At 60.3% G+C, this 24,244-nt stretch carries 24 protein-coding genes; 9 read left to right on the top strand and 15 right to left on the bottom strand.

Annotated elements, in window-relative coordinates; translation table 11 throughout:
• Positions 1–61: 61 nt before the first annotated feature.
• The 14 genes from ispG to iscR all read right to left on the bottom strand — a co-directional run bounded on the left by ispG (position 62) and on the right by iscR (position 14,027).
• Complete coding sequence (gene ispG / locus IE111_RS00410; protein ID WP_189606514.1) at positions 62–1,186, bottom strand: flavodoxin-dependent (E)-4-hydroxy-3-methylbut-2-enyl-diphosphate synthase; 1,125 nt, start codon at positions 1,184–1,186, stop codon at positions 62–64.
• The gene (locus IE111_RS00415; RefSeq protein ID WP_189606515.1) at positions 1,183–1,971 is read right to left on the bottom strand and encodes a tetratricopeptide repeat protein; all 789 of its coding nucleotides are present in this window, start codon (positions 1,969–1,971) and stop codon (positions 1,183–1,185) included. Before IE111_RS00415 ends, ispG begins: the two co-directional genes overlap by 4 nt.
• Positions 1,968–3,131: a dual-specificity RNA methyltransferase RlmN gene (gene rlmN / locus IE111_RS00420; RefSeq protein WP_189606516.1), complete on the bottom strand. Its 1,164-nt coding sequence runs from the start codon at positions 3,129–3,131 to the stop codon at positions 1,968–1,970. Before rlmN ends, IE111_RS00415 begins: the two co-directional genes overlap by 4 nt.
• A gap of 119 nt (positions 3,132–3,250) precedes the next feature.
• Positions 3,251–3,679: a nucleoside-diphosphate kinase gene (gene ndk, locus IE111_RS00425; RefSeq protein ID WP_189606517.1), complete on the bottom strand. Its 429-nt coding sequence runs from the start codon at positions 3,677–3,679 to the stop codon at positions 3,251–3,253.
• 330 nt (positions 3,680–4,009) lie between these two features.
• Positions 4,010–5,512 carry a putative bifunctional diguanylate cyclase/phosphodiesterase gene (locus tag IE111_RS00430; protein WP_189606518.1) on the bottom strand — a complete coding sequence of 501 codons (1,503 nt, stop codon included), beginning with the start codon at positions 5,510–5,512 and terminating at the stop codon, positions 4,010–4,012.
• A gap of 93 nt (positions 5,513–5,605) precedes the next feature.
• A complete protein-coding gene (locus IE111_RS00435) occupies positions 5,606–6,025 on the bottom strand; it encodes a SufE family protein (protein WP_189606519.1) in 420 nt (139 codons plus the stop codon).
• A 322-nt stretch (positions 6,026–6,347) separates the two neighbouring features.
• Complete coding sequence (gene sufT / locus IE111_RS00440) at positions 6,348–6,875, bottom strand: putative Fe-S cluster assembly protein SufT (RefSeq protein ID WP_189606520.1); 528 nt, start codon at positions 6,873–6,875, stop codon at positions 6,348–6,350.
• Positions 6,875–7,243 carry a HesB/IscA family protein gene (locus IE111_RS00445; protein ID WP_189606521.1) on the bottom strand — a complete coding sequence of 123 codons (369 nt, stop codon included), beginning with the start codon at positions 7,241–7,243 and terminating at the stop codon, positions 6,875–6,877. The genes sufT and IE111_RS00445 overlap by 1 nt, the downstream gene beginning before the upstream one ends.
• A gap of 178 nt (positions 7,244–7,421) precedes the next feature.
• Complete coding sequence (locus IE111_RS00450; RefSeq protein ID WP_189606522.1) at positions 7,422–8,642, bottom strand: aminotransferase class V-fold PLP-dependent enzyme; 1,221 nt, start codon at positions 8,640–8,642, stop codon at positions 7,422–7,424.
• The gene (gene sufD, locus IE111_RS00455; RefSeq protein WP_229805078.1) at positions 8,639–9,952 is read right to left on the bottom strand and encodes a Fe-S cluster assembly protein SufD; all 1,314 of its coding nucleotides are present in this window, start codon (positions 9,950–9,952) and stop codon (positions 8,639–8,641) included. The genes IE111_RS00450 and sufD overlap by 4 nt, the downstream gene beginning before the upstream one ends.
• Positions 9,953–10,702: a Fe-S cluster assembly ATPase SufC gene (gene sufC / locus IE111_RS00460; protein ID WP_189606523.1), complete on the bottom strand. Its 750-nt coding sequence runs from the start codon at positions 10,700–10,702 to the stop codon at positions 9,953–9,955.
• 209 nt (positions 10,703–10,911) lie between these two features.
• Entirely contained in the window at positions 10,912–12,348 is a 1,437-nt protein-coding gene (sufB, locus tag IE111_RS00465) for a Fe-S cluster assembly protein SufB (protein WP_189606524.1), read from the bottom strand.
• A 16-nt stretch (positions 12,349–12,364) separates the two neighbouring features.
• Positions 12,365–13,528 (bottom strand): aminotransferase class V-fold PLP-dependent enzyme, encoded by a 1,164-nt coding sequence (locus tag IE111_RS00470; protein WP_189606525.1) that lies wholly within the window; start codon positions 13,526–13,528, stop codon positions 12,365–12,367.
• Positions 13,529–13,532: 4 nt separating this feature from the next.
• Complete coding sequence (gene iscR, locus IE111_RS00475) at positions 13,533–14,027, bottom strand: Fe-S cluster assembly transcriptional regulator IscR (RefSeq protein ID WP_189606526.1); 495 nt, start codon at positions 14,025–14,027, stop codon at positions 13,533–13,535.
• A 302-nt stretch (positions 14,028–14,329) separates the two neighbouring features.
• On the opposite strand from iscR, the gene IE111_RS00480 reads away from it, so the two are divergent.
• The 7 genes from IE111_RS00480 (at position 14,330) to IE111_RS00510 (ending at position 22,146) form a co-directional block, all read left to right on the top strand.
• Complete coding sequence (locus IE111_RS00480) at positions 14,330–15,109, top strand: ABC transporter ATP-binding protein (protein WP_189606527.1); 780 nt, start codon at positions 14,330–14,332, stop codon at positions 15,107–15,109.
• Positions 15,109–16,113 (top strand): branched-chain amino acid ABC transporter permease, encoded by a 1,005-nt coding sequence (locus IE111_RS00485; RefSeq protein ID WP_189606528.1) that lies wholly within the window; start codon positions 15,109–15,111, stop codon positions 16,111–16,113. The genes IE111_RS00480 and IE111_RS00485 overlap by 1 nt, the downstream gene beginning before the upstream one ends.
• Entirely contained in the window at positions 16,110–17,162 is a 1,053-nt protein-coding gene (locus IE111_RS00490; RefSeq protein WP_189606529.1) for a branched-chain amino acid ABC transporter permease, read from the top strand. Before IE111_RS00485 ends, IE111_RS00490 begins: the two co-directional genes overlap by 4 nt.
• Before the next feature lie 81 nt (positions 17,163–17,243).
• Entirely contained in the window at positions 17,244–18,440 is a 1,197-nt protein-coding gene (locus IE111_RS00495) for an ABC transporter substrate-binding protein (protein ID WP_189606530.1), read from the top strand.
• Between the two features lie 48 nt (positions 18,441–18,488).
• Positions 18,489–19,280, top strand: coding sequence for an ABC transporter ATP-binding protein (locus tag IE111_RS00500; RefSeq protein WP_189606531.1), 792 nt, complete (start codon positions 18,489–18,491; stop codon positions 19,278–19,280).
• 302 nt (positions 19,281–19,582) lie between these two features.
• Positions 19,583–21,415, top strand: a complete 1,833-nt coding sequence (locus IE111_RS00505) for an AMP-dependent synthetase/ligase (RefSeq protein ID WP_189606532.1) — start codon at positions 19,583–19,585, stop codon at positions 21,413–21,415.
• An 83-nt stretch (positions 21,416–21,498) separates the two neighbouring features.
• Positions 21,499–22,146, top strand: coding sequence for a 2OG-Fe(II) oxygenase (locus IE111_RS00510; protein WP_189606533.1), 648 nt, complete (start codon positions 21,499–21,501; stop codon positions 22,144–22,146).
• Here the strand turns inward: IE111_RS00510 and IE111_RS00515 are convergent.
• Entirely contained in the window at positions 22,119–22,748 is a 630-nt protein-coding gene (locus IE111_RS00515) for a DUF502 domain-containing protein (protein WP_189606534.1), read from the bottom strand. The genes IE111_RS00510 and IE111_RS00515 overlap by 28 nt on opposite strands.
• A gap of 185 nt (positions 22,749–22,933) precedes the next feature.
• Here IE111_RS00515 and bfr (IE111_RS00520) point away from each other — a divergent pair, with 185 nt between their 5' ends.
• The gene (gene bfr / locus IE111_RS00520; RefSeq protein WP_189606535.1) at positions 22,934–23,410 is read left to right on the top strand and encodes a bacterioferritin; all 477 of its coding nucleotides are present in this window, start codon (positions 22,934–22,936) and stop codon (positions 23,408–23,410) included.
• 4 nt (positions 23,411–23,414) lie between these two features.
• On the top strand, positions 23,415–23,882 hold the full coding sequence (bfr, locus tag IE111_RS00525; protein ID WP_189606536.1) for a bacterioferritin: 468 nt from the start codon (positions 23,415–23,417) through the stop codon (positions 23,880–23,882).
• Positions 23,883–24,244: the final 362 nt, after the last annotated feature.

Raw genomic sequence — 24,244 nt, forward strand, 5'->3', positions numbered from 1 at the left:
TACGGATACTTCTACGGGTAGGTTGGATTAGGTCCGAAGGGCCGTAATCCAACTCATCACCTCACGCCTCACTCTTGGCGATCACATCTTTCTCAGCCGCTTCTTTCTCGGCCACTTTCTCGCGGATCAGCTTCTCATAGTGATCGACCAGGGTGTCGTTTTTCACTTTGTGATCCGGCTTGCCGCCGACGTACACCAGGTTGGCGGGGCTGCCGCCGGTGAGGCCGATGTCGGCTTCCTTGGCTTCGCCCGGGCCGTTGACGACGCAGCCGATGACGGCGACGTCCAATGGGGTCAACACGTCTTCGAGCCGGGATTCGAGCTCGTTCATGGTGCCGATGACGTCGAAGTTCTGGCGTGAGCAGCTCGGGCAGGCAATAAAATTAATGCCCTTGTTGCGCAGGCGCAGGCTCTTGAGGATGTCGAAACCGACTTTGATTTCCTCGACCGGGTCGGCCGCGAGCGAGACGCGTATGGTGTCGCCGATGCCGTCCATCAGCAGCATGCCCAGGCCGACCGAGGATTTGACCGTGCCGGAGCGCAGGCCACCGGCTTCGGTAATGCCGAGGTGCAGCGGCTGTTCGATCTGGTTCGCGATCAGGCGGTAGGCGGCGACGGTCATGAAGACATCGGACGCTTTCAGGCTCAGTTTGAAGTCCTGAAAGTCGAGTTTGTCGAGAATCTCGATGTGCCGCATGGCGGACTCGACCAGGGCTTCCGGGGTCGGTTCGCCGTATTTGCGCTGCAGCTCTTTTTCCAGCGAGCCGGCATTGACGCCGATGCGGATTGGGATGCCTTTGTCGCGCGCGGTCTCGACCACGGCGCGCACCCGGTCCTCGCGGCCGATGTTGCCGGGATTGATGCGCAGGCAGTCGACGCCGAGTTCGGCGACGCGTAGAGCGATGCGGTAGTCGAAATGGATGTCCGACACCAGCGGCACGCTGACGCGTTTGCGGATCGCGCCGAAGGCTTCGGCGGCATCCATGGACGGCACGGATACCCGCACGATGTCGGCGCCGGCCTGTTGCAATCTTTCGATCTGGGCGACGGTGGCGTCGACGTCGGTGGTTTCGGTGTTGGTCATGCTCTGCACGGCGATGGGTGCGTCGCCACCGACCGGCACGTCACCGACCCATATTTTACGGGATACCCGACGCTGAATCGGGCTTTGGTGCTGTTTGTTCACGCGGCCCCCTCTTTCTGTTTCCACTCCCGGTAGAGACGATATTCCTCGGTATTGGGGAAACGGTTACGCAGTTGCAATTCAAGCGATGACAGCAAATTCTCATTACCGACCTGATGCGCGATGCGAATGCCCAGCCAGAGCGTGTGCGCGGAATGATTCGCACGGCCGGCCCGCACCAGCGAGATGAACCCCCGGTAGGCGTCGAACGCCTCGGCCGAGTCGCCTTTCTGTTCGCGCAGTTCCGCCAGGCCGACATAACTGTTGGTCAGCAGCCGGTCGAGCACGATGGCCCGTTCATAGGCTTTGATGGCCGCGTCGGTCCTGTCGAGGCGACGGGCGGACAAGGCCAGGAATTCGAAACTGAGGGCCCGACGGGCGTAGAAATTATCTTCGGTCACCTCGCCGAATTCGTCGTAGGCGTCGTCGTACCGCTGGTGGTTGTACAGAAAAACGCCGTACTGGAACCGGGCTTCCGTTTCGCCACCGTGACGAATGGCTTTTCTGAAGTGGTGCTCGGCCAGTTCTTCGTCTTCTTCAACGTCGAATACCCGGGCCAGCCCCAGATGAGCACCGGGGTTATTGCGGTCCAGTTCCATGGCCCGGCTCAGGGCCTGTTTGGCCTGGAAGAGGTTGTCGTTTTCGAAATGGCGATAACCGATCTGCACATAGGTATCGACGGCTTTGTCGATGTCTTTCTTTTCCGCGAACGGACTGGACGTCGTGGTGACGCAGCCGGCCAACGCCAGCGCCATCACCAGGGACAGAACCACCTTGATCGGCGTCATAAGGTACCCCGTTGAGTGCGGCCAACCGCCACATCCTTGGCGGTGCGACCCAGTTGCACCGCCTCGATGTAGCGAGTGGAGCGTTTGGTCTTGTCGCTGACCTGCCCCACCAACTGGCCACAGGCGGCGTCAATGTCGTCGCCCCGGGTCTTGCGGATGGTCACGTTGTAGTTCGCGGCCAGCAGGATGTCCCGGAAGCGGTGAATGCGGTTGTTGCTCGAGCGTTCATACCCGGAGTTCGGGAAGGGGTTGAACGGAATCAGGTTGATCTTGCAGGGCGTGTCGCGCAGCAATTCGGCCAGCTCATGGGCGTGCTCGGGCTTATCGTTGACGTCCTGGATCATGGTGTATTCGATCGTGGTCACGCGTTTTTCGGAGAAGCGCGCCATGTAATGGTTGCAGGCATCCAGAACGGACTGGATGTTGTACTTCTTGTTCAGCGGCACCAGCGTATTGCGCAATTCGTCGTTGGGGGCATGCAGCGACAAGGCCAGCGCCACATCGGTGACCTTGGCCAGATCGTATATGGCCGGTACGACACCGGAGGTGCTCAACGTGACCCGGCGCTTGGACAGGCCGTAGGCGTTGTCGTCCATCATCAGGCCCATGGCCTCGACGACGGCGTCGAAATTCAACAGGGGCTCGCCCATGCCCATCATCACCACATTGGTGACGCGGCGTTCCCGCTTCTCGCCGGGCTGATCGAATGATTTCACGGCGATCCAGACCTGGGCGATGATCTCGGCCGAGCTCAGGTCGCGGTTGAAACCCTGTTTACCGGTCGAGCAGAAGGAACAATCGAGTGCGCAGCCGATCTGGGAGGACACACAGAGGGTGCCGCGCCCATCTTCGGGGATGAATACGGTTTCGACCGCGCTGCCGCCCGGCATTTTCATGACCCACTTGCGGGTCCCGTCCTGAGAGTCTTTACAGAAGGTCACATCCGGCGCGAGGATCTGGGCGGTTTCCTTCAGCTTGGCCCGCAAGGCCTTGCTGATGTCGGTCATGTCGTCGAAATTGTCGACGCCGCGCTGATGGATCCATTTCATGACCTGCACGGCGCGAAACTTCTTCTCGCCCAGGGTATCGACGAAAAAGGCCTCGAGCGCGGGCAAGCCCATGCCGAGTAAGTTGACCTTTTGTGTATTGGGTTCGGACATCGTTCGCAACCTGCAGGTGTGAGTTCGGGACCGGTTTAACGGGAAACGGGAGAAGCATAACATCGATCGCCTGTCGCGACCGACCTTCTGCGTCTCCCGTTCGGTGTTACGACCGGTTATCAGCCGCGCGGGCAGATTTCTTCGGACTTGAAGAAGTAGCCGATTTCACGCTCGGCGGACGCCGGGGCGTCGGAGCCGTGAACAGCGTTCGCATCGATGCTGTTGGCGAAGTCGTGACGCAGGGTGCCGGCCGCGGCTTCGGCCGGGTTGGTGGCGCCCATGATTTCACGGTTCTTGGCAATGGCGTTCTCGCCTTCCAGTACCTGGACCACTACCGGACCGGAGGTCATGAACTCGACCAGGGCCGCGAAGAAGGGACGCTCTTTGTGCTCGGCATAGAAACCTTCCGCCTGCTCCTGGCTCAGGTGCAGCATTTTCTGGGCGACGATGGACAGACCGGCGGTTTCGAAGCGGCTGTTGATGGCGCCAATCAGGTTTTTCGCGACGGCGTCCGGCTTGATGATGGACAGGGTACGTTCAGTAGCCATTGTAACAGTATCTCCAGTGAGTTCGTTTTTATCGGCGGCGGATTATACGTGGCCGGACGCCTCGTTGCCATGGTGGGAACGGCGGTTTTACGAAGGATTGGCGTCAGGTTCGGGGTTGGGTTCGCCCCTGAGGCGGGGGCAGCCCTCCCTGGGGCCGCCATGAACCCGTCCATGGGGGCTTGACGGCAGCATCCATGCTGCCCACATCCCCTGGGAGGGCTACCCCCGCCTCAGGGGCTTGCTCCCGTGCAAGGTACTCGTCCCCTATCCACCCTGGGAGAGGGTTAGGGCGGTCCGACGCTTCGGGAGGGGCAAATCTCGCACAGCCTCCTAGAGGCGGTCCCAGATGGACTCGTCCAGTACCTGGCCGTCGATGGTGATTCCGGCCAGAAAGCGCCGTTCAAAGTCGCGGGCGCACAGGGGCTGGCTGAAATAGAAGCCCTGGAGGTCGTCCACCCGCAGCGCTTCGAGGCTGTAGGCCTGTTCGGGGGTCTCGACACCTTCGGCGACCACCGTCATGCCGAGGCTGTGCCCCATGCGCACCATGGCGCCCACCATGGCCTCGTCCTGGGATTTACGGGCGATTTCGTGCACGAAGCTCTGGTCGACCTTGAGCACGTCGAACGGCAGATGCCTCAAGTAGGACAGCGAGGAATAGCCGGTACCGAAGTCGTCCAGTGCCAGATGCACACCGGCCAGTTTCAGGGTGTCCAGATCCGACAGGACACGATCCGACGCATTGATCAGCAAGCCTTCGGTCACTTCCAGTTGAACCGAGGTCGGCTTCAGACCGAGCTGGGTCAGCACCGTCTTGACCTTGGGGACGATGCTACCGTCGTGAAACTGACGGGGCGAGACGTTGATCGACATCAGCAGGGGTCGGTTGTACTGCCGTTGCCAGGACTGGAGTTGAGCACAGGCTTCCTGCAGCACCCAGTTGCCCAGATCGGTAATGGCGCCGATCTGTTCGGCGATGGGAATGAAATCCATCGGTGAGATCCGCCCGAGCTCCGGATTGGTCCAGCGAATCAGCACTTCCATGCCCTTCAGCGTCCGGCCCCGGGTGTGCATGATGGGCTGGTACACCAAAGAAAATTCGCCGCGTTCCAATGCCCCACGCAGTTGCTGGTCGATCTTCAGTCGCTCGGCCGCGGCGTCATTCATGGCCCGGGTGAAAAACTGATACCCCTTGCGACCGCGCGATTTACTGCGTGCAAGGGCGCTTTCAGCCTTGCGAATCAGGGATTCGGCATCCCGACCGTCCTGCGGACCGAGGCAAACCCCCAAGGAGGCCGAGATGGTCAGGGTACGCCCATCCACCTCGAACGGCTCCGCCAGAGCCGTCAGAATGCGACGGGCGACCAGTTCGGCGGCCATGGCGTCGTTGATCTGCGGCAATACCAGGATGTATTCGTCCCCGCCGTAGTACCCCAGCAAATCGCCCTTTTTAACCAGGGTTTTCAGTCGATGCGCCGTGGCGACCAGCAGTTGGTTGCCGAGCTGGTGGCCAAGCGCTTCGTTGATGTCCTTGAAAAAATCCAGGTCCATCAACAGGACCGCACAGAGGTGGTCGCGTTCACTGGCGATGCTGACCGCCTCTTCGAGGCGCTCGCGCATGTAGAGACGGCTGTTCAAACCGGTCAGCGGGTCTTTGTTGGCTTCCTGGCGGGCGGCGTTGAGTTCGCGCAGGGCGTCGTCGACGCGGTCGTGGGCGTTGGCAATCCTGATGTGATAATGGCGTCGCCACAGCCAGAGGATGGCGCCACCGAAGATGAGGCTGAGCGAAAAGGTCAGGACATGAGACCACGGCGACGGCAGGTTGGCAGCGGCCATCCAGGCCAACACCTGCCATCCGATAAAAAGTATCGCCGTGTAGCCGATTTTTCTTCGCACCCTACGCCAACCCTGGTTGGCTCGGCCCTGAGCTTATGATGCGGCTGTATCCCTGATCCGACCGACCATCGCCCGCAAGCCGTTTCCTCGCGTGGGGCTGAGATGGCGTATCAAATCGAGCCGTTCGAAGTAGTCTTCGATATCGAAGTCTAGGATCTGTTGACGATTTTTACCATTGTAGGCGGCAAGAATGACGGCCAGCAATCCGCGAACGATGTGAGCGTCCGAATCTGCGATGAAGTTCATATTCCCGCCTTGCTCTTCATGGGCGAGCCAAACCTGGCTTTGACAGCCTTTGACGATGCGGTCTTCGGTTTTCAGGGCGTCGTCCATGGGCGGGAGTTCCTTGCCCAGGTCGATGATATAGCGATAGCGGTCTTCCCAGCTGTCGAAGAAAGACAGGGTGTCGAGGATGTCGTCTGTGGTGACGTCTATTCCGAATTGGGTACTCATAGGGTTGGGCCGTGGTTGGGTTAGCTAAGTGCCAGTCTTTCGTGTCCGGTGCCTGGGTATCCCAGTCGAGGTCGCGCGGTATGCCGCCCACTCAACCCTTCCATGGGGGCTTGGGTTCGGACCGGGCTGGCGCTCCAGTCCATGCCTCAGACATCCTCGCTTGGGATACCCAGGCACCGGACACTTGATAATGTGGTTGCTTTGAGAAACATCCTGTTTCGAGTTGGATTAGTTATTGCCCACTCTCCCCGGGAGAAGAAGAATCCAACATTCCAATCCCCTCTCCCCTTGGGAGAGGGCTAGGGAGAGGGTCTATCCAGTATTAAAAAAACATCCCCGTTTCCAACTGGGCTTCTTCACTCATCATTTCCCGGTGCCAGGGCGGATCGAAGACCAGCTCGACCTCAACCTCGTGTACGCCCGGTACCTTGCCCACCCGGTATTTGATGTCGTCGACCAGTACCGGGCCCATGCCGCAGCCGGGCGCGGTGAGCGTCATGTTGATGTGGGCCGTGTGACCTTCGAGCTTCATGTCGTAAATCAGGCCGAGATCGACGACGTTGACCGGGATTTCCGGGTCGAAAATGGTACGCAGCGCATCCCAGACGTGTTCTTCCGATGGTTTGCCATCGGCCGTGGGTTCGAATTCCAGTTTTTCCGGCTCGAAACCCAGGGCGTCGGCGTCGGTACCGTCGATGCGGGCCATGTTGCCGTTGAACACGACGGTGTAGTTGCCGCCGAGCGATTGGGTCAGGGTCAGAAAGGCGTCGGCCGGAATGGTGACGGGTGTGCCCACCGGGACCAGTCGGGCGTCGACGGCCCGCTGGGTGACCACCATGCGTTTTTCCACTACTGTTCGGCCTCCACGACAAAACTCTCGCCGCAGCCGCATTCGGCGGTGACGTTGGGATTACGGAATTTGATGACGCGGTTGACGCCGTCTTTGGCGAAGTCGATTTCGGTGCCGCGTACGATCGGCAGCGCTTCTTTCTGGACGAAGAGTGTGACGTCGTCGGCCATCGGGAAGCTGACATCGGTGTCGTCGGCCTCGGCGACGAAATCGACGATGTACATGTAGCCGGAGCAGCCGCTTTCCTTCACCGCCAGGCGAATGCCCTGGGCGCCGGCTTGCTGGATCTGCCGGCGGGCATGGTCGATGGCGGCCGCCGTCATGGTGATGGCCGGCGCGCTGGTCGGGTCGAATGATTCAACACTCATGGCCTGTCTCCTGGTGTTCAGTGGTGCGCATTAGCCCGGTAGGTGGGGGCGAAAGCGCGGAAATTAAATCGGTTGGGGTGTTGGATTACGCGCTTACGCGCTAATCCAACCTACATCCATCCGTCACACGTAGGTCGAATTAGCGCGTGAGCGCGTAATCCGACAATGATGTCCAACCTCACATCAAAAACGTCTTAACCTTATCCAACCCCGCAAACAAGGCGTCCACCTCGTCCTTGGTGTTGTACATCGCGAAACTCGCGCGCACGGTTCCGGGTACGTGGAACCGCTCCATCGCCGGCATGGCGCAATGGTTGCCGACCCGCACGGCGATGCCCTGCTGGTCCAGCAGGAACCCGATATCCGACGGATGCCCGCCTTCGAGCAGGAAGCTGAACAAGCCGGCACGGTGGTCGGCGTCGCCGACGAGGCGCAGGCCGTCGTAGTCGCGCGCGCGGCTGACGGCGTAGTTCAGCACGGACTGTTCGTGTTCCGCCAACGCCTTGCGATCCAGCGATTCGAGAAATTCGATGGCGGCTGCGAAGCCGATGGCGCCGGCGATGTTCGGGGTGCCGGGTTCGAATTTGAACGGCAGGGTGTTGAAGGTGGTACCCTTGAACGAGACGGTCTCGATCATTTCGCCACCGCCCATGAACGGCGGCATGGCGTCGAGCAGTTCTTCCTTGCCGTACAGCACGCCGATGCCGGTCGGGCCGTACATTTTGTGCGCGGAGAAGCTGTAAAAATCGACGTCGAGTTTCTGCACGTCCAACGGCCAGTGCGCCACGGCCTGGGCGCCGTCGAGCAGCACTTTGGCGCCGATGGCGTGCGCTTTCTCGACGATGGTCTCCACCGGGTTCACCGTGCCCAAGGCATTGGAGACGTGGACGATGGAAACCAGTTTGACACGCTCGTCAAGCAGGTCGTCGAAGGCCTGCATGTCGAGCTGGCCCCGGTCGTCGACCGGAATCGGCACCAGTTCGGCGCCAGTCTGGCCGCACAGCAGCTGCCAGGGCACGATGTTGGCGTGGTGCTCCATGGTGGACACCAGGATCCGGTCGCCCTTGCGCAGATGCTCGCGCCCCCAGCTGAACGCCACCATGTTGATGCTTTCGGTCGTGCCCTTGGTCCAGATGATTTCCCGGGTCGAACGGGCGTTGACGAACCGGCGCGCGGATTCGCGGGCCTGCTCGAACTTGGTCGTGGCCCGGTCGCTGAGTGCGTGCGCGCCGCGATGCACGTTGGCGTTGTCGTTCCGGTAATACTGACTGATGGCGTCGATCACCGCCTCGGGCTTCTGGGTGGTGGCGCCGTTGTCCAGATACACCAGCGGCTTGCCGTTCACCTCCTGATTCAGGATGGGGAACAGTGCGCGGACCGCCTGCACATCGAAGCTCATATCAGGTGCCTCGCGAGATCGTCGTCTTTCGCGAACAGGCTGGCCAACATGGGACGCAACAAGTGACGCACCGGCTCGTCGACCAGGCCTTCGAGCAGTTCGTTGATGAACCCGAAACTCATCATGACTTCGGCCTCTTCGCGACGGATGCCCCGACTCAGGAAATAGAACATCGAGGTCTTGTCGAGCTGGGCCACGGTGGCCCCGTGCGCGCACTTGACGTCGTCGGCGTAGATTTCCAGTTCCGGTTTGGTGTCGACTTCCGCCTGATGGCTGGTCAACAGGTTCTTGTTGCTCAGTTCGGCCAGCGTCTTCTGGGCGTGCTTGTGAATGTGGATGCGGCCATTGAACACCGCCTTGGCCTGGTCGCCGATGATGCCGCGAAACACTTCCTGGGATGTGCAGTGCGGCACTTCGTGTTCCAAAGTGGTGTGGTAGTCGATGTGTTCCTTGCCGCGCGGCAGGTAAACCCCGTTCAGGTTCAGCTCGGCGCCCGGACCGCGATGGTGCACGACGATGTCCTTGCGCTTCAGGGTGCCGCCGAGGGCCATGTGGAAACTGTCCAGATTGGCGTAGCTCTGCAGTTCGGCCTGAACCGAACCGAGGTGACGCACATCGCCGGTTTCCAGCAGCAGATGGTAATGCCGCAGCCGCGCATTGTCGGCCAGTTTGAGCTCGGTGACCGGATTGATGAAGACGGCCCCGTCGGCTTCGTTGCTGAACGTCTCGACCAGGGTGGCTTCACTCATGGCACCGACATCGACCAAGACCCGAACCGGAATCACACGTTCGGACGCGGCCGTGGAAATCACCTGGTTGATCTGGATCGGTTTTTCCAGGCGCTGGCCCGGGTCGATTTCCAGCCAAAGCGCTTCGGCCAGTACGGCCTGGTTGAAGACGTTGAACAAGCGGCCTTCACCGGCCAGGGATTCATCCAGCCGTTGCTCGAACCGTGCCCGCGTCTGGGCATCGGCCTTGGACAGCAGATGCACGGACACACCTGCCGGCAAGGCATCGTGGTCGACCAATTGACCATCGACCAGGGTCAGAACGGTTCGCTCCCAGTCGGGGAAGTCCACGCCCTGACCGGTCGAGCCGCCTTCGGCCAATGACCAGTCGGTTCCGACCAGCGATTTCAGCGGGGTGTATTTCCAGTCTTCGGTCTTGCGTGTCGGCCAGGGGCTCTGCTCGAAGCGCTGCCAGCCCCGGGCACGCCAATCTTTCAACCAATCCCAGTCGGAAGCCGATTGCAGGGTGTCGTGCGCCCCTTGTACCTTCATGGATTCGGACGCCTGTGTTGGCACTGCCACTTAGGCCACCTCCTCGTCGATCCAACCGTATCCGTGCTTTTCCAGCTCCAGCGCCAGTTCACGACCGCCGGACTTGATGATGCGGCCTTTGGACAGGACGTGAACGTAGTCCGGCACGATGTAGTCGAGCAGACGCTGGTAGTGCGTGACGACGATGAAAGACCGCTCCGGGTTGCGCAGGGCGTTGACGCCGTCGGCGACCACCTGCAGCGCGTCGATGTCGAGGCCGGAGTCGGTTTCGTCGAGGATGCACAGTTTGGGTTCGAGCAGCATCATCTGCAGCAACTCGTTGCGTTTTTTCTCACCGCCGGAGAAGCCTTCGTTGACGCCGCGCTTGAGGAAATCCTGCGGCAGGTCGACAGCCTTGCAGCGCTCGCGCGCGAGCTTGATGAAGTCCATCGAGGTCATGGCGTCCTGCCCGCGGGAAGCGCGTATGGCGTCGACGCTGGCCTTGAGGAATTCCATGTTGGAGACACCGGGAATCTCGACCGGGTACTGGAACGCCAGGAACAGGCCCGACTGGGCCCGTTCCTCGGCTTCCATGTCCAACAGGTCGCGGCCTTCGAAGTCCACTTCACCGCCGGTGACTTCATAACCATCCCGACCGGCCAGGACATGGCCCAGGGTGCTCTTGCCGGCCCCGTTCGGGCCCATGATGGCGTGCACTTCGCCGGGTTTCACCTCGAGGTTCAAGCCGTTCAGAATGGTCTTCTCTTCGACCTTGGCTTGCAGATTCTTGATGTTCAGCATCGTGTTTTGCTTCCCGTTATTTCGATAAATTCATTCATCAGAGGGGGCAATTGTGATCCGTAGGGTGGGCACTGCCCACCAACCGTATCCGGACCAACCCTCGACTTGCCCACGGCCTGATCATTCAACAATGGCATCGGACTGTGGTTGTTTGTCTTTCCTGGTGGGCAATGCCCACCCTACAGGGGGCCGTCCATTCAAATATTGGATTAACCCACAGCCCCTTCCAAACTCACCTCAAGCAACTTGCCGGCCTCGACCGCGAATTCCATCGGCAACTCTTTGAATACGTCCTTACAGAAGCCGTTCACGATCATCGAGACGGCTTTTTCCGGGTCGATGCCGCGTTGCTGGCAGAGGAACATCTGGTCGTCGCTGACCTTGGAGGTGGTGGCCTCGTGCTCGACCACGGCGGTCGGGTTTTTCGATTCGATGTACGGGAAGGTATGAGCCCCGCACTGGTCACCGATCAGCAGTGAGTCGCACTGGGTGTAGTTACGCGCACCCTCGGCACCCGGGTTCATCTTCACCAGACCGCGATAGCTGTTCTCGCTGTTCTTGGCGCTGATGCCCTTGGCGATGATCGTAGAGCGGGTGTTCTTGCCCAGGTGAATCATCTTGGTGCCGGTGTCGGCCTGCTGGTAATTGCTGGTCAGGGCGACGGAATAGAATTCGCCGATGCTGTCGTCACCCTTCAAAATGCAGGACGGGTACTTCCAGGTCACGGCGGAGCCGGTCTCGACCTGGGTCCAGGAGATCTTCGAGCGATTCATGGCCAAGCCACGCTTGGTCACGAAGTTGTAGATGCCGCCCTTGCCGTTCTCGTCACCCGGGTACCAGTTTTGCACCGTCGAGTATTTGATGTCCGCATCGTCCAGCGCCACCAGTTCGACCACGGCCGCGTGCAGCTGGTTTTCGTCGCGCATCGGCGCCGTGCAGCCTTCGAGATAGCTGACCTGGCTGCCTTCGTCGGCGATGATCAGGGTGCGCTCGAACTGGCCGGTCTTGGCTTCGTTGATGCGGAAATAGGTCGACAATTCCATCGGGCAACGCACGCCCTTGGGAATGTAGACAAAAGACCCGTCGGAGAAAACCGCCGAGTTCAGTGCCGCGTAGAAGTTATCCTTCTGCGGCACGACCGAACCGAGATATTTCTTCACCAGTTCCGGGTATTCGTGCACCGCTTCGGAGATGGAGCAGAAAATGACGCCGGCGTCTTTCAGCTTCTGGCGGAAGGTGGTGCCGACGGAGACGCTGTCGAACACCATGTCGACCGCAACACCGGCCAGCACTTCCTGCTCGTGCACCGGAATGCCGAGTTTTTCGTAGGTGCGCAGCAATTCGGGGTCGACCTCGTCCAGCGACTGCGGCCGGTCTTCCATGCTCTTCGGCGACGAGTAGTAGGACAGCGCCTGAAAATCCGGCTTCGGATATTTCACATGAGCCCACTTCGGCTCCTGCATTTCCAGCCAGCCGCGATAGGCTTTCAGGCGCCATTCCAGCATCCATTCCGGCTCGTGCTTTTTGGCCGAAATCAACCGGATGACGTCTTCGTTCAGACCCGGCGGAATGGTCAGCGACTCGACGTCGGTGACCCAGCCGGCGGCGTATTCCGATTTCAGATACTGGTCAAACTGTTCGCTCATCTCTTACACCTTCAAGTCAGGAAGCGACCGACGCCTGCTTGCGCAGGGCCGTTACCGCTTCACGAATGCTGTGAATAGCCGTGTCCACCTCGTTTTCGGTGGTGTAGCGCCCCAGACTGAAGCGCAACGAGCCATGGGCGGCCTGATCGCTCAGCCCCATGGCCTTCAACACATACGACGGTTCGACGCTGGCCGATGTACAGGCCGAACCGGTGGAGACGGCGATGGTGCGCAGCGCCATCATCAGCGCCTCGCCATCGACACCGCCGAAGGCCACGTTCAGGTGGCCCGGCGTGCGCGGTACGCCGCCTCCGTTTATCTGGATGTCGCCCAGGTCCTCGATGCCGGCCCAGAGCCGATCACGCAACGCGCCGATGCGTTCGGCCTCTTCCGCCAACTCGTCGCGGACGATACGCGCGGCGTCGCCGATGCCGACCAACTGATGGGTCGCCAGCGTGCCGGAACGCATGCCGCGCTCGTGGCCGCCGCCGTGAATCTGGGCCTGCAGGTCCAGCGTGGAACGACGTCGCTTGTACAAAGCACCGACGCCCTTGGGCCCGTAGAACTTGTGGCCCGAAATCGACAGCAGTGTGACCTGCCAGTCGTTGACATCGACCGGGATCTTGCCCACGGCCTGAGCGGCGTCGACGTGAAACCAGGCATCGCGCTCGGCGCACAGGGCACCGATTCCGGCAACCGGATTCAGCACGCCGGTCTCGTTGTTCGCGGCCATGACACTGACCAGGCGGGTGTTAGGTTGCCAGGCCTCGCGAACGGCCTCGACACTGATTACGCCATCTTCGTTCGGCTGAACGACCGTCAGGCCGTAACCCTTTCCGGCCAGGTAGTGCGCCGGGTCCAGCACGGCCTTGTGTTCGGTCGCGCCGACAATGATATGGCAGTCTTCGGGTGCGAAATTATCCGCAACGCCCTTCAGTGCCAGGTTGTTGCTCTCGGTGGCACCGGAGGTCCAGACGATCTCGCGGCTGTCGGCGCCGATCAGGTCCGCGACGTCGTTGCGCGCCTCTTCCACGGCCTCTTCGGCCAGCCAGCCGAGCATGTGCGACCGCGAGGCCGGATTGCCATAGTCGCCGTCGCGGGTCAGAAAACGGGCCATACGCTCGGCGACCCGGTCGTCGACCGGTGTGGTGGCGGCGTAGTCCATGTAGATCGGGTTCATACAGTCACACCTGGCTGGCTGCGATGGTGTTGGTTTCATCTATGTCGCTGCGGCCTTCGCGCAAATAGCGGTTCTGGCGCAGGTTGACGGCCTGGATGTCGCGCCGGCTGACCAGATCGGCCAGGGAAATATCGCTGAGGAAATCGTGAATCTGTAGACTCAGGTCCTGCCACAGATGGTGCGTCAGGCAGACTTCGCCCTGCTGACAGCCTTCCTTGCCCTGGCAGCGGGTCGCATCCAGGGATTCGCTGACGGCGTCGACGACGTCGGCGATGCTGATGTCCTGGCTGGCCCGGCCCAGACGATAGCCGCCGCCCGGACCGCGTACCGAGGTCACCAGCTTCTGGCGACGCAGCTTGGAAAACAGTTGTTCAAGATAGGACAGGGAAATGCCCTGCCGCTCGGATATATCCGCCAGGCTGATGGGACCGACGTCCTGATTCAGGGCCAGGTCCAGCATGGCAGTCACCGCATAGCGGCCTTTGGTGGTCAGTCTCATCGATCCTCCCCCGATGCGTGAGGGGCTTTATTGGGTCGGGAATTATAAATACCTGAGTAAAACAGTCAACTATTCTAAAGGAGTAGATCGGGCCTGTGGCGCGGTTTTCAAGGCCTGAGGGGAATGCGGGAAGGACGTGAATAATACCCGTTGACGCGCGGGGAATCCACTTGACACGCCATTCGAACGGTGAAAAAGTGACCAGAGGTCCGAATTCCGGCACCCGACGTATACTACAAAACAATAAAAACAATGCAGGAGCCCACTGATGCGGTTCGCAGTCGGCAAGGAGCGCCTTGCTCATGCTTAGCGTCACCCACGCCAGCCTGGCCTTCGGCGGCATCCGCGCGCTGGACGATGTGTCCTTTACCGCCGAGACCGGACACATCACCGCCATTATTGGCCCGAACGGGGCCGGCAAGACCAGTCTGTTCAACATCATTTCCGGTTTCTATCAGCCCCAGTCGGGCAGCATCCACTTCGACGGCACGGACATCACCGGTATGCGCGCCGACAAGCGTGCGGCCATGGGCATGGCGCGAACGTTCCAGAACATCGCCCTGTTTCGCGGCATGACGGTGCTGGACAACATCAAGCTGGGCGGCCACACCCGGCTGCGCAGCGGCTTCTGGTCATCCGGGTTCTACTACGGGGCCGCCCGGCGCGAGGAAGCGGCTTTGCGCGCGGACATCGAGCGTGATGTGATCGATTTCCTGGAACTGGACCATATTCGTAAGGCACCGGTCGCGGCCCTGCCCTACGGTTTGCAAAAGCGGGTCGAACTGGCCCGGGCATTGGCGATGCGGCCGAAGGTCCTGTTGCTGGATGAACCGGTGGCGGGCATGAACCGGGAAGAAACCGAGGACATGGCGCGCTTCATCCTGGACATTCAGGACCGCTGGGAGACGACCATTCTGCTGGTTGAGCACGACATGGGCATGGTCATGGACATCTCGAACAAAGTGATCGTGCTGAATTTCGGTCGCAAAATCGCCGATGGCACGCCGGACGTGGTGCAACGTCAGCCGGATGTGATCGAGGCTTATCTGGGCACCAGCGAAGACCGGGAGGTGACCGTCTGATGGGCCAGTTCGTCCAATACCTGATCAACGGCGTGATTTCAGGCGGCATCCTCGCTCTCATCGCCCTCGGTATCGTCTCGGTATTCAAGGCGACCAAGGTGGTGAATTTCGCCCACGGTCACCTGATTCTGTTCGGTGCCTACTTTTATTTCACCTTCGCCGTCATGCTCCCCGAAGCCGCCTTCATGCCGGACTGGGTCCGCAGCTGGGAGCCGGAATGGCTGGTGGCTTACCGGGCCGACGCCCCCAGTTTCTCGCCCAAGGCGGCGATCGCCTCCTGGATCAGCGATGTGCCCCGAATTCTGCTCGGTCTGGCCGGTGCGTTGGCGGCCAACGCCCTCCTGGCGCTGTTGATCGAACGCCTAGTGATGCGGCCATTGCTGGGCCAGTCGACCTTCGCGATGATTCTGTCCACGGTCGGTCTAATCTGGGTACTCGAAGGCTCCGCCGGTTTGATCTGGACCGCCGAAGCCGAGCAGGTGCCCTCGCTCGGTCCCAACTTCCCGATTCGCTTCGAACTGTTCGGCGCCAACCTCTTCCTGTTCAGTGGGTCGCTGTTCAACCTGCTGATCGCCCTGGCTTTGTTCGCGGCCCTGATGCTGGTGCTGCGCTATACGCGCTCCGGTGTCGCCATCCGCGCCACGGCGGAGGATCAGAGCACCGCCTACGCCATGGGCATCAATGTCCCGCGTGTGTTTTCCTCGGCCTGGCTGATCGCCTCCACCACCGGGGCCGTGGCCGGCGCCATTCTGGCGACGCGCACCGGTTTGTCACCCGCCATCGGTCTGTTCGGCCTGTCGGTACTGGCCGTGGTGCTGATGGGCGGCCTGGATTCGTTCGCCGGGGTATTGCTGGCCTCGATGCTGATCGGGGTGCTGCAAGCCATGACGCAATGGAAACTGGGCGGTGAATACGCCGAAATCGTGCCTTATGTGGCGGTGCTGATCGTGATTCTGATCCGCCCACACGGCTTCCTGGGTCAGGAGGAGATCGAGCGGATATGATTACCGGTCATTACAAAACCCGTTACACCGCCGATGAAGGCATCTGGTCCACCTGGCCGAAACAGGCCGGGTTGGTTGCCGCGCTGGTGGCGCTGGCCGTCTTGCCGCTGATCGCCAACAACTATGTGCTCCTGCTGGCCGGCCAGATCGCCATCTTCATCATCGCTGTGGTGGGCCTGAACGTCCTGGTCGGCTACACCGGCCTGATGTCGCTTGGACACGGCGCCTTCTTCGCCATCGGGGCCTACACCACGGTGGCCGTACACCACGAATTCCCGAACACCTTCCCGCTGATCACCCTGTTGATCTCGATCGCGGTCGCGGCCGCCTTCGGCGTGCTGTTCGGCTTGCCGTCCTTGCGGGTCAAGGGCTTGTACCTGGCCGTCGCCACCCTCTCGGCCAACTTCATCGTCCTGTTTCTGATCCGCCAGGAATGGCTCGCGGAGTGGACCGGCGGCGTCTCCGGCACCGAAACGCCCAACGCCGTCCTGTTCGGTTACGAACTGCGTTCCCAACGCGCGCAGTATTACTTCATCGTTCCGATCATGCTGATCATGCTGCTGTTCGCCCAAAACCTGTTTCGCACCCGCTTTGGCCGGGCTCTGATCGCGATTCGGGACAAGGACTATTCCGCCGAGATCCTGGGCATTTCCCTGTACAGCCACAAACTGAAGAGCTTCGCCATTTCCGCCGCCTACTGCGGCGCGGCGGGCTGTCTCTGGGCCTATTTCTTCCCGGCCATCCTGCCGGAGGATTTCGGCCTGAATATGTCGATCACCCTGGTCGTCTGCCTGGTGGCCGGCGGCATGGGACGCACCCTCGGTCCTGTGTTCGGCACCGTTTTGATCCTGCTGGTCCCGGAGATACTGAAAATCGTGTTCGCCAACGTGACCGACGGCGATGCCAATGCCCAGATGCTGTTCAGCCCGATGCGGGACATCGCCTTCGGTGTTTTGATTATCGGGTTTCTGATTTTTGAGCCCATGGGCCTGGTATCGATCTGGGACCGGTTCTGGCGATTTGTTGATCGCTGGCCGTTTTCGAAGTAAGCGGAAAGACATCCGAAAGCGGACTACAGTATCCGGAGATCACGAGTCCGCGCTCACCAACAACAAGAAAGGAGAACCAGGATGGCTATGAAACGTAGAACGGTACTGAAAGCCGGCGCGGCACTGGCCGCGGCCACCATGGCGCCGGCCATCGTGCGGGCGGAGACCAAGCAATGGCGTGTCGCAGCGTCCCTGCCGATGACCGGCCCCTTCGCTACGGCCGGGCAGCTGGTGGCGCCCGCCTTCGCCGAGTTCGAGCAACAGGTCAACGACTCCGGCGGCATCGGCGGGCGACCGATCAAAGTCGAAGTCGAAGATTCCGGCTACATCCCCCGCAACGCCCTGGCCAACTTCCAACGCGCCATGGCCGGCGGCGACCTGCACTTCTATTTCGGGGATTCCACCGGCTTCATGGAACTGGTCGGCCCGACCCTGGAAGGCGACAACGCCGTCATGATGGGCTCCACCTCCTTCGCGTCCTCGCTGGCCAACCCGGCCGAACGCCCCTACCAGTTCATGGCCGGCCCGACCTACGAAGACCAGTTCGAGATCCTGCTCAAAGACATCGCTGACAAAGGCGGCAAAACCGTAGCTTTCGTCTATTCGGACACCGAATTTGGCCGCGACCCGATCGAACACGGTCGTAAAGTGGCCGCCGACCTCGGCATCGAGGTCGTGCTGGAGGAAGTCACCAAGGCCGAAGGCGCGGACATCGAAAACCACGTCACCAAACTCGCCCAGGCCAACCCGGAATACACCATACTACAAGGCTACGTCACCGGCGTCTGGCCGCAACTGATCGGCGGCGCCCGGGCCTTCGGCCTGCAGACCCAATTCATGGGCACCTTCTGGGGTATGGAAAAAGTCATCGCCGACCGCGTCACCGACCAGGCCGGCCCCTTCCTCGACGGCTACCAGGGCGTCATGCCCTATCGCTACTTCTACGACCAGGAGGACGCCCCCTTCTACCAGCAGCTCGGCGCCTACAAAAAGTCCATCAACCCCGACTTTCCCGGCTACGTCGTCACCTGGGAACTCGAAGGCCGGCTCAACCTGGAACTGTGGAAGCTGTGCATGAACCGGGTCATCGAAGCCGACAAACCGGTCACACCCGACAACCTCATGGCCGAACTGCGTGCCATCGACAATTGGGACAGCGGCGGCTTCTTCGGCCAGCCCGTCGACGTCGTCGACCACAAAATCGGCCAGGGCCGGGTCTACCGCTACAGCGCCGACAGCAAACTGTTCACCCCCGTCTCGGACTGGATCCAGGTGTAACACGGTTCGCCGGCCACTCGTCTGGCCGGCGAACCCGCGAGGACAAGCATGCTCACCATCGAAAACCTCGAAGTCGCCTACTTCAACGCCATACAGGTACTGAAAGGCCTGACCCTGTCCGTGGATGACAGCGAAGTCGTCGCCCTGCTCGGCGCCAACGGCGCCGGCAAAACCACCCTGTTGAAAGCCGTCTCCGGCCTGTTACCACTGGAAAACGGCGCCATCGGCGAAGGCCGCATCCGCTTTCAGGACCAACTGATCAACAAAACACCGCCGCACGAACTGGCACGGGCCGGCCTGCTCCACGTCCGCGAAGGCCGACGCATCTTCACCGAAATGTCCGTCGAAGAAAACCTGATATCCGCCACCTACGCCCTGACCGGCCGCGACGCCCAACCCGATTTCGAAGCGGTCTACAACTACTTCCCGCAACTGAAAGACCGCGCCCGTCAAACCGCCGGACTGCTGTCAGGCGGCGAACTACAAATGCTCGCCATCGGCCGAGCCCTGATCGGCCAGCCGCGACTGATCCTGCTGGACGAACCGTCACTCGGCCTAGCCCCCAAGATCGTCGACGAAATCTTCGACATCATCGCCCGCATCAACCAGGAACAAAACGTCAGCATCCTGCTGGTCGAACAAAACGCCAACGCCGCCTTCCGCATCGCCCATCGCGGCTACATTCTCGAAGGCGGTAAAGTCGTCCTGGAAGGTTCCGTCGCCGACCTGCGGCGCAACCCGGACATTCAAACGTTCTACCTGGGGTTGGGTGATCAGGAGGATAAAAAGTCGTTTCGGGATGTTAAGCACTATAAGCGTAGAAAGCGGTGGCTGGCATAAACAGACGCGGTCGGCGTTGGATGACGGGTGCCGGATTCTGCCATTACACCGATTCCGTGGCTGGGTTCGCTCCCGAGGCGAGGCACCATTCCTCATTTGAAGTTAGGGAGACGGACGATCTTGTAGGGTGAGCACGGCCCACCAATATTGGGATGCAACCACAGGAAACAACGGATAGCCGATAGATAACACAAAGCCGACTTATCCTTCCATGGTGGGCGATGCCCACCCTACGGTGACTAGTGGCTAGCACCGGCTACAGGCACGGGTTCAAGCACAAATACAGAGTTGAGAGCACAATCATGAGTGAACCAAGATTTGGCGAAGCCGGTTACATCAGTCTGACCCAGTTGCTTCAGCAACACGCCGAGCAATACCCCGACGACGTCGCCATGCGCCAGAAAGAATTCGGCATCTGGCAGGAAACCACCTGGCGTCAATATCGCGACCGCACTCATGCCATCGCCGCCGGCCTCACCCACCTCGGCATCGGCCCACAAGAACACGTCGGCATCATCAGCGAAAACCGCCAGGAATGGATCGTCAGCCAACTCGGCATCAACAGCGCCGGCGCCGTCACCTGCGGCATCTACCCCACCAGCCCCGTCGCCGAAGTCGTCTACCTGCTCGACAGCGCCGACTGCAAAGCCGTTTTTTGCGAAGACCAGGAACAGGTCGACAAAGTCCTGGCCATTCGCGACCGCCTGCCCAAACTGGAACACATCCTCGTCTTCGACCCCAAAGGCCTCGAACACTACGACCGCTCACTGTGGCGAAGCCTCGACGACCTGATCGAAGACGGCCGCGTCTACATGGCCGACCACCCCGACTGCATCCAGGAACGCCTCGCACAGCAACAGCCGGACGACACCGCCCTCATCGTCTTCACCTCAGGCTCCACCGGCCTGCCCAAGGCCGCCATGATCTCCTTCCACAACATCTGGGCCCAGATGGCCCTGTTGTGGGATGCCGTACCGTCAGCCGCGCACCAGAACATCCTCTCCTACCTGCCCCTGTGCCACGTCGCCGAACAGGCCTTCTCGACCATGAACGCCATGTCGCGGCGCATGGTGGTGAACTTCGGCGAAAGCCTGCGCACCATTCGCACTGACCTGCAGGAAATCTCGCCGCAGATGTTCTTCGGCGTACCGCGAATCTGGGAAAAAATGCAATCCGAACTGGTCGTGCTGGGCGAACGCACCGGCCCACTGCGCCGCTGGTTGTTGAACAAGGCGCTGACCTCCGCCCAGAAACGCGGGGCCAAACGAAAGGCCGACTGGTCACCGTATGAACGACTCGAATACACCCTGCTGCGCCCACTGGTCTATCGCCCGGTGCTCGGCTACCTGGGTCTGGCCCGGTGCGACATCGCCATGACCGCCGCCGCTCCAATCTCGGCCGACCTGCTGGCCCTGTTCCGGGGCATGGGGCTGCCGCTGATCGAGATCTGGGGCATGACCGAAACCACCGGCGCCGCCACACTGCAGGACCTGGACCTGACCGGTGAAGGCCGCATCGGCCGCGCCATTTCCGGACTGGAGGTCAAAGTCGGGGACGACGGGGAACTGCTGGTCAAAGGCCCGACCGTCTTCAAAGGCTATTACAACAACGACACCGCCACCCGGGAGACCATCGTCGACGGCTGGCTGCACACTGGCGACGTGGTGGACGCCCACCCCGACGGCACCTACACCATCGTCGATCGCAAGAAAGACATCATCATCAACGCCGCCGGCAAGAACCTCTCACCCAGCGTCATTGAAAACACCATCAAGGCCAGCCCCTTCATCAAGGAATGCATCGTCATCGGCGATCAGCGCAAATACGTCGCCGCCCTGATCCAGATCGACTACGACACCGTCGCCACCTGGGCCGACCGGCACAACCTGGCTTACACCACCTTCAAATCCCTCGCCGAACACCCGGAGGTCTACAAATTGATCCAGTCGGAAGTCGACAAGGGCAACGACCAATTGGCCCGGGTCGAGCAGATCAAACGTTTCACGCTACTGACCAAGGAACTCGACCACGACGACGGCGAAGTGACGGCAACGATGAAGGTAAGACGCAAGAAAGTGGCCGAACAGTATGGGGAATTGATCGAAAGTCTCTTCCAGAGCCCATTAACTCAATAAATCGATCCTGACGATTAAATTATTTCGCTTTACTGGATCGGGGTTTTCGGTAGGGTTGCGATCCTTCGCACGAGGACCCCTTATTGACCACCCAAGACCCCGTTCGCCCGCTCTGGGACTACGACACCATCGCCAACGGCCTGCGCGAGCAGGGCTGGATCCATTTGCAACACGGGATAGACGACGCCTTGGCGCTGGCATTGCTGCAGGACATACACCAGCATGACTCGGAGCAGTGGGACCCGGCGGGCATCGGTCGCCGGCAGAATCACCACACCAATGAACTGATCCGTCGCGACAGCACGCACTGGCTGAACGGGGCTACCGAGCCGCAGCAACGCTATCTGGCCGCGACCGAAGCACTGCGCCTGGAGCTGAACCGCCGTCTCCTGCTGGGACTGTTCGACTACGAATGCCACTACGCCCGTTACGACGCAGGCGCTTTCTACCGCAAGCATGTGGACGCCTTCCGGGGCCGCTCCAACCGGGTATTGACCACCGTCACCTACCTGAACCCGGACTGGGCCCCGAACGCCGGGGGCGAATTGGTGTTATACGACGAGCACGACCAGGAACTGACCCGCCTGAGCCCCACCCTGGGCAGCATGGTGATTTTCCTCAGTGAGGACTTCCCGCACGAAGTGCTGGCCGCCGAACGCACCCGATTCAGCATAGCCGGCTGGTTCCGCAACAACAACAGCATTCAGGGCGTAGTCGACCCCAGCCGCTGACCGAGTTTGCCCGGTTCCACGCCGCGGGCGATGCCCGCGGTGACCATGAACTTAAGCGCCTCGTCGAAGGACCAGTCGACCTCGATGAGGTCCGATCGCCGCACCAGCACCGTCATACCGGCGATCTGATAGCTGACCTGGAACAACACCGGTACCCAGTCCTCGCCCTCGTCACCCGGCAAAGCGTCGGCCAGCGGGCGAGGCAAGGTCTCGCTGGTGATAAAGCCAACCACGTAGTTATCGTTCGCCTGGCGCACCAGCACGGTTTGTCGCGCCTTACTCTTCCCCTCGCCCTGACTGATCAGCGACGCCATGTCCTTGACCGCGCCATAGACGGTCTTGATCAGCGGGAACCGCATCACCTGCTCTTCGAGCCGGCGAAAGAACCATTGAAAGGGTCGGACACTCAAGGCCAGCCCGACCACCAGAACCGCAATGAGAATCAACAGGAACCCCGTTCCGCCCCAGGGGTTGTGGACGCCGACCAGCGACAGCACAGTCTGTCCCAGGTTGTCCAACGTAATGGCGATGGACCAGAACAACCATACGGAAATGACCAGCGGGGTAATCGTCAGGATCCCGCGCCATAGCGTTCGTTTCATAGCAACCTTTCTCACATTCAATGAATTGAACAGTGGTTAGCACCGATAGTAAGACTGATGCAGGTTATCGAATGAGACTCCTTATTGATTGTTACAAAATGTAAACACTTGGGCGTACTTGGTCACCCAAACAGCGCTCAATGCCGTTATACTGCGACCACCTAATCGGAACGGGGAGAGAACCGATGAAAGGAGAAGCTCGGATACTGGACCTGCTCAACAAAGTACTCACCGTTGAGCTGACGTCCATCAACCGCTACTTCCTGCACGCACGCATGTACAAGAACTGGGGGCTCGACCGGCTCAACGAGCACAACTACAAAAAGTCCATCAAGGACATGAAACAGGCCGACGACCTGATCGAACGGATCCTGTTTCTGGAAGGTCTGCCCAACCTGCAAAAGCTCAACCGGCTGATGATCGGCGAGCACACCGAAGAGATGATTCAGGCCGACCACGATTTCCAGCTGGAACAGATGGTGTTGCTGCGCGAAGCCATTGAAGCCAGCGAGAAGGCTCGGGATTTTGTCACCCGCGATCTGCTGGTCGACATCCTCGACTACGAGGAAGACTACCTCGACTGGATCGAAACGCAGCAATACCAGATCGCCCACATGACGATCGAGAATTACCTCCAAGCCAACATGAGTGACGAGGACTGAGATCATGAAAGGCAACCCTAAGATTATCGATGCCCTGAACCGCCTACTGGGCAATGAACTGGCCGCCATGGACCAGTACTTCCTGCACTCGGAAATGTACAAGGACTGGGGCCTGAACAAGCTCTACGAGCGCATTTCCCATGAGTTCGACGACGAAAAGGGCCACGCCACCAAACTGATCGAACGCATCCTGTTCCTGGAAGGCAAACCCGACATGAAGGGCCGGGATGAGATCAAGATCGGGCACGACGTGCCCTCGATGCTGCAAAACGACCTGGACGTCGAGTACGCCGTCGACAAGATGCTCAAAGACACCATCGACCTGTGTGAGGCCGAGCAGGATTACGCCACGCGCGATATCCTGGAAACCCTGATCGACGACACCGAAACGGACCACACCTACTATCTGGAACAGCAACTGCGCCTGATCAAGATGATCGGCCTGGAAAACTACCTGCAGTCCCAGATGTAAGCCTGACCCGTCCCTTTCCTTTTACAGAGGGAAAGGGACAACCCTGCCCTTCCATCCCGAACCTGCTCAGGAATTGATCTGTGACATTTCCCCGTGGGACTCTGTGATCGATTCCTCAATCCGGAACATTCAAACCCTCAAAATGCAAAAAACGGGCTTCGTCCCTTCAAGAATCACCCCGGATTCAGTATTGTTTGCGCCGCGCGTCGAAGTATAAGCCCGTCGCTCAAGGACACGGCTCGGTACGCGGACCTACTCGTCTTTACGTCTGGATAAGGAATCCACTATGTCAGTCAGTCCTCTCAACCTTCAGTACATTAACCGTCAAATCGCTTGAGGAGCCGCATCACTGCAGCCCTCAA

The organism is Saccharospirillum salsuginis, assembly GCF_014651855.1.
GTDB lineage: Bacteria > Pseudomonadota > Gammaproteobacteria > Pseudomonadales > Natronospirillaceae > Saccharospirillum > Saccharospirillum salsuginis.

Excerpts from the sequence above, each read along its gene's own strand:
- IE111_RS00415 (WP_189606515.1), bottom strand. The coding sequence starts at position 1,971 with ATGACGCCGATCAAGGTGGTTCTGTCCCTGGTGATGGCGCTGGCGTTG.
- rlmN (WP_189606516.1), bottom strand. The coding sequence starts at position 3,131 with ATGTCCGAACCCAATACACAAAAGGTCAACTTACTCGGCATGGGCTTG.
- ndk (WP_189606517.1), bottom strand. The coding sequence starts at position 3,679 with ATGGCTACTGAACGTACCCTGTCCATCATCAAGCCGGACGCCGTCGCG.
- IE111_RS00430 (WP_189606518.1), bottom strand. The coding sequence starts at position 5,512 with ATGGCCGCTGCCAACCTGCCGTCGCCGTGGTCTCATGTCCTGACCTTT.
- IE111_RS00435 (WP_189606519.1), bottom strand. The coding sequence starts at position 6,025 with ATGAGTACCCAATTCGGAATAGACGTCACCACAGACGACATCCTCGAC.
- IE111_RS00445 (WP_189606521.1), bottom strand. The coding sequence starts at position 7,243 with ATGAGTGTTGAATCATTCGACCCGACCAGCGCGCCGGCCATCACCATG.
- IE111_RS00450 (WP_189606522.1), bottom strand. The coding sequence starts at position 8,642 with ATGAGCTTCGATGTGCAGGCGGTCCGCGCACTGTTCCCCATCCTGAAT.
- sufC (WP_189606523.1), bottom strand. The coding sequence starts at position 10,702 with ATGCTGAACATCAAGAATCTGCAAGCCAAGGTCGAAGAGAAGACCATT.
- sufB (WP_189606524.1), bottom strand. The coding sequence starts at position 12,348 with ATGAGCGAACAGTTTGACCAGTATCTGAAATCGGAATACGCCGCCGGC.
- IE111_RS00470 (WP_189606525.1), bottom strand. The coding sequence starts at position 13,528 with ATGAACCCGATCTACATGGACTACGCCGCCACCACACCGGTCGACGAC.
- iscR (WP_189606526.1), bottom strand. The coding sequence starts at position 14,027 with ATGAGACTGACCACCAAAGGCCGCTATGCGGTGACTGCCATGCTGGAC.
- IE111_RS00480 (WP_189606527.1), top strand. The coding sequence starts at position 14,330 with ATGCTTAGCGTCACCCACGCCAGCCTGGCCTTCGGCGGCATCCGCGCG.
- IE111_RS00485 (WP_189606528.1), top strand. The coding sequence starts at position 15,109 with ATGGGCCAGTTCGTCCAATACCTGATCAACGGCGTGATTTCAGGCGGC.
- IE111_RS00490 (WP_189606529.1), top strand. The coding sequence starts at position 16,110 with ATGATTACCGGTCATTACAAAACCCGTTACACCGCCGATGAAGGCATC.
- IE111_RS00495 (WP_189606530.1), top strand. The coding sequence starts at position 17,244 with ATGGCTATGAAACGTAGAACGGTACTGAAAGCCGGCGCGGCACTGGCC.
- IE111_RS00500 (WP_189606531.1), top strand. The coding sequence starts at position 18,489 with ATGCTCACCATCGAAAACCTCGAAGTCGCCTACTTCAACGCCATACAG.
- IE111_RS00505 (WP_189606532.1), top strand. The coding sequence starts at position 19,583 with ATGAGTGAACCAAGATTTGGCGAAGCCGGTTACATCAGTCTGACCCAG.
- IE111_RS00515 (WP_189606534.1), bottom strand. The coding sequence starts at position 22,748 with ATGAAACGAACGCTATGGCGCGGGATCCTGACGATTACCCCGCTGGTC.
- bfr (WP_189606535.1), top strand. The coding sequence starts at position 22,934 with ATGAAAGGAGAAGCTCGGATACTGGACCTGCTCAACAAAGTACTCACC.
- bfr (WP_189606536.1), top strand. The coding sequence starts at position 23,415 with ATGAAAGGCAACCCTAAGATTATCGATGCCCTGAACCGCCTACTGGGC.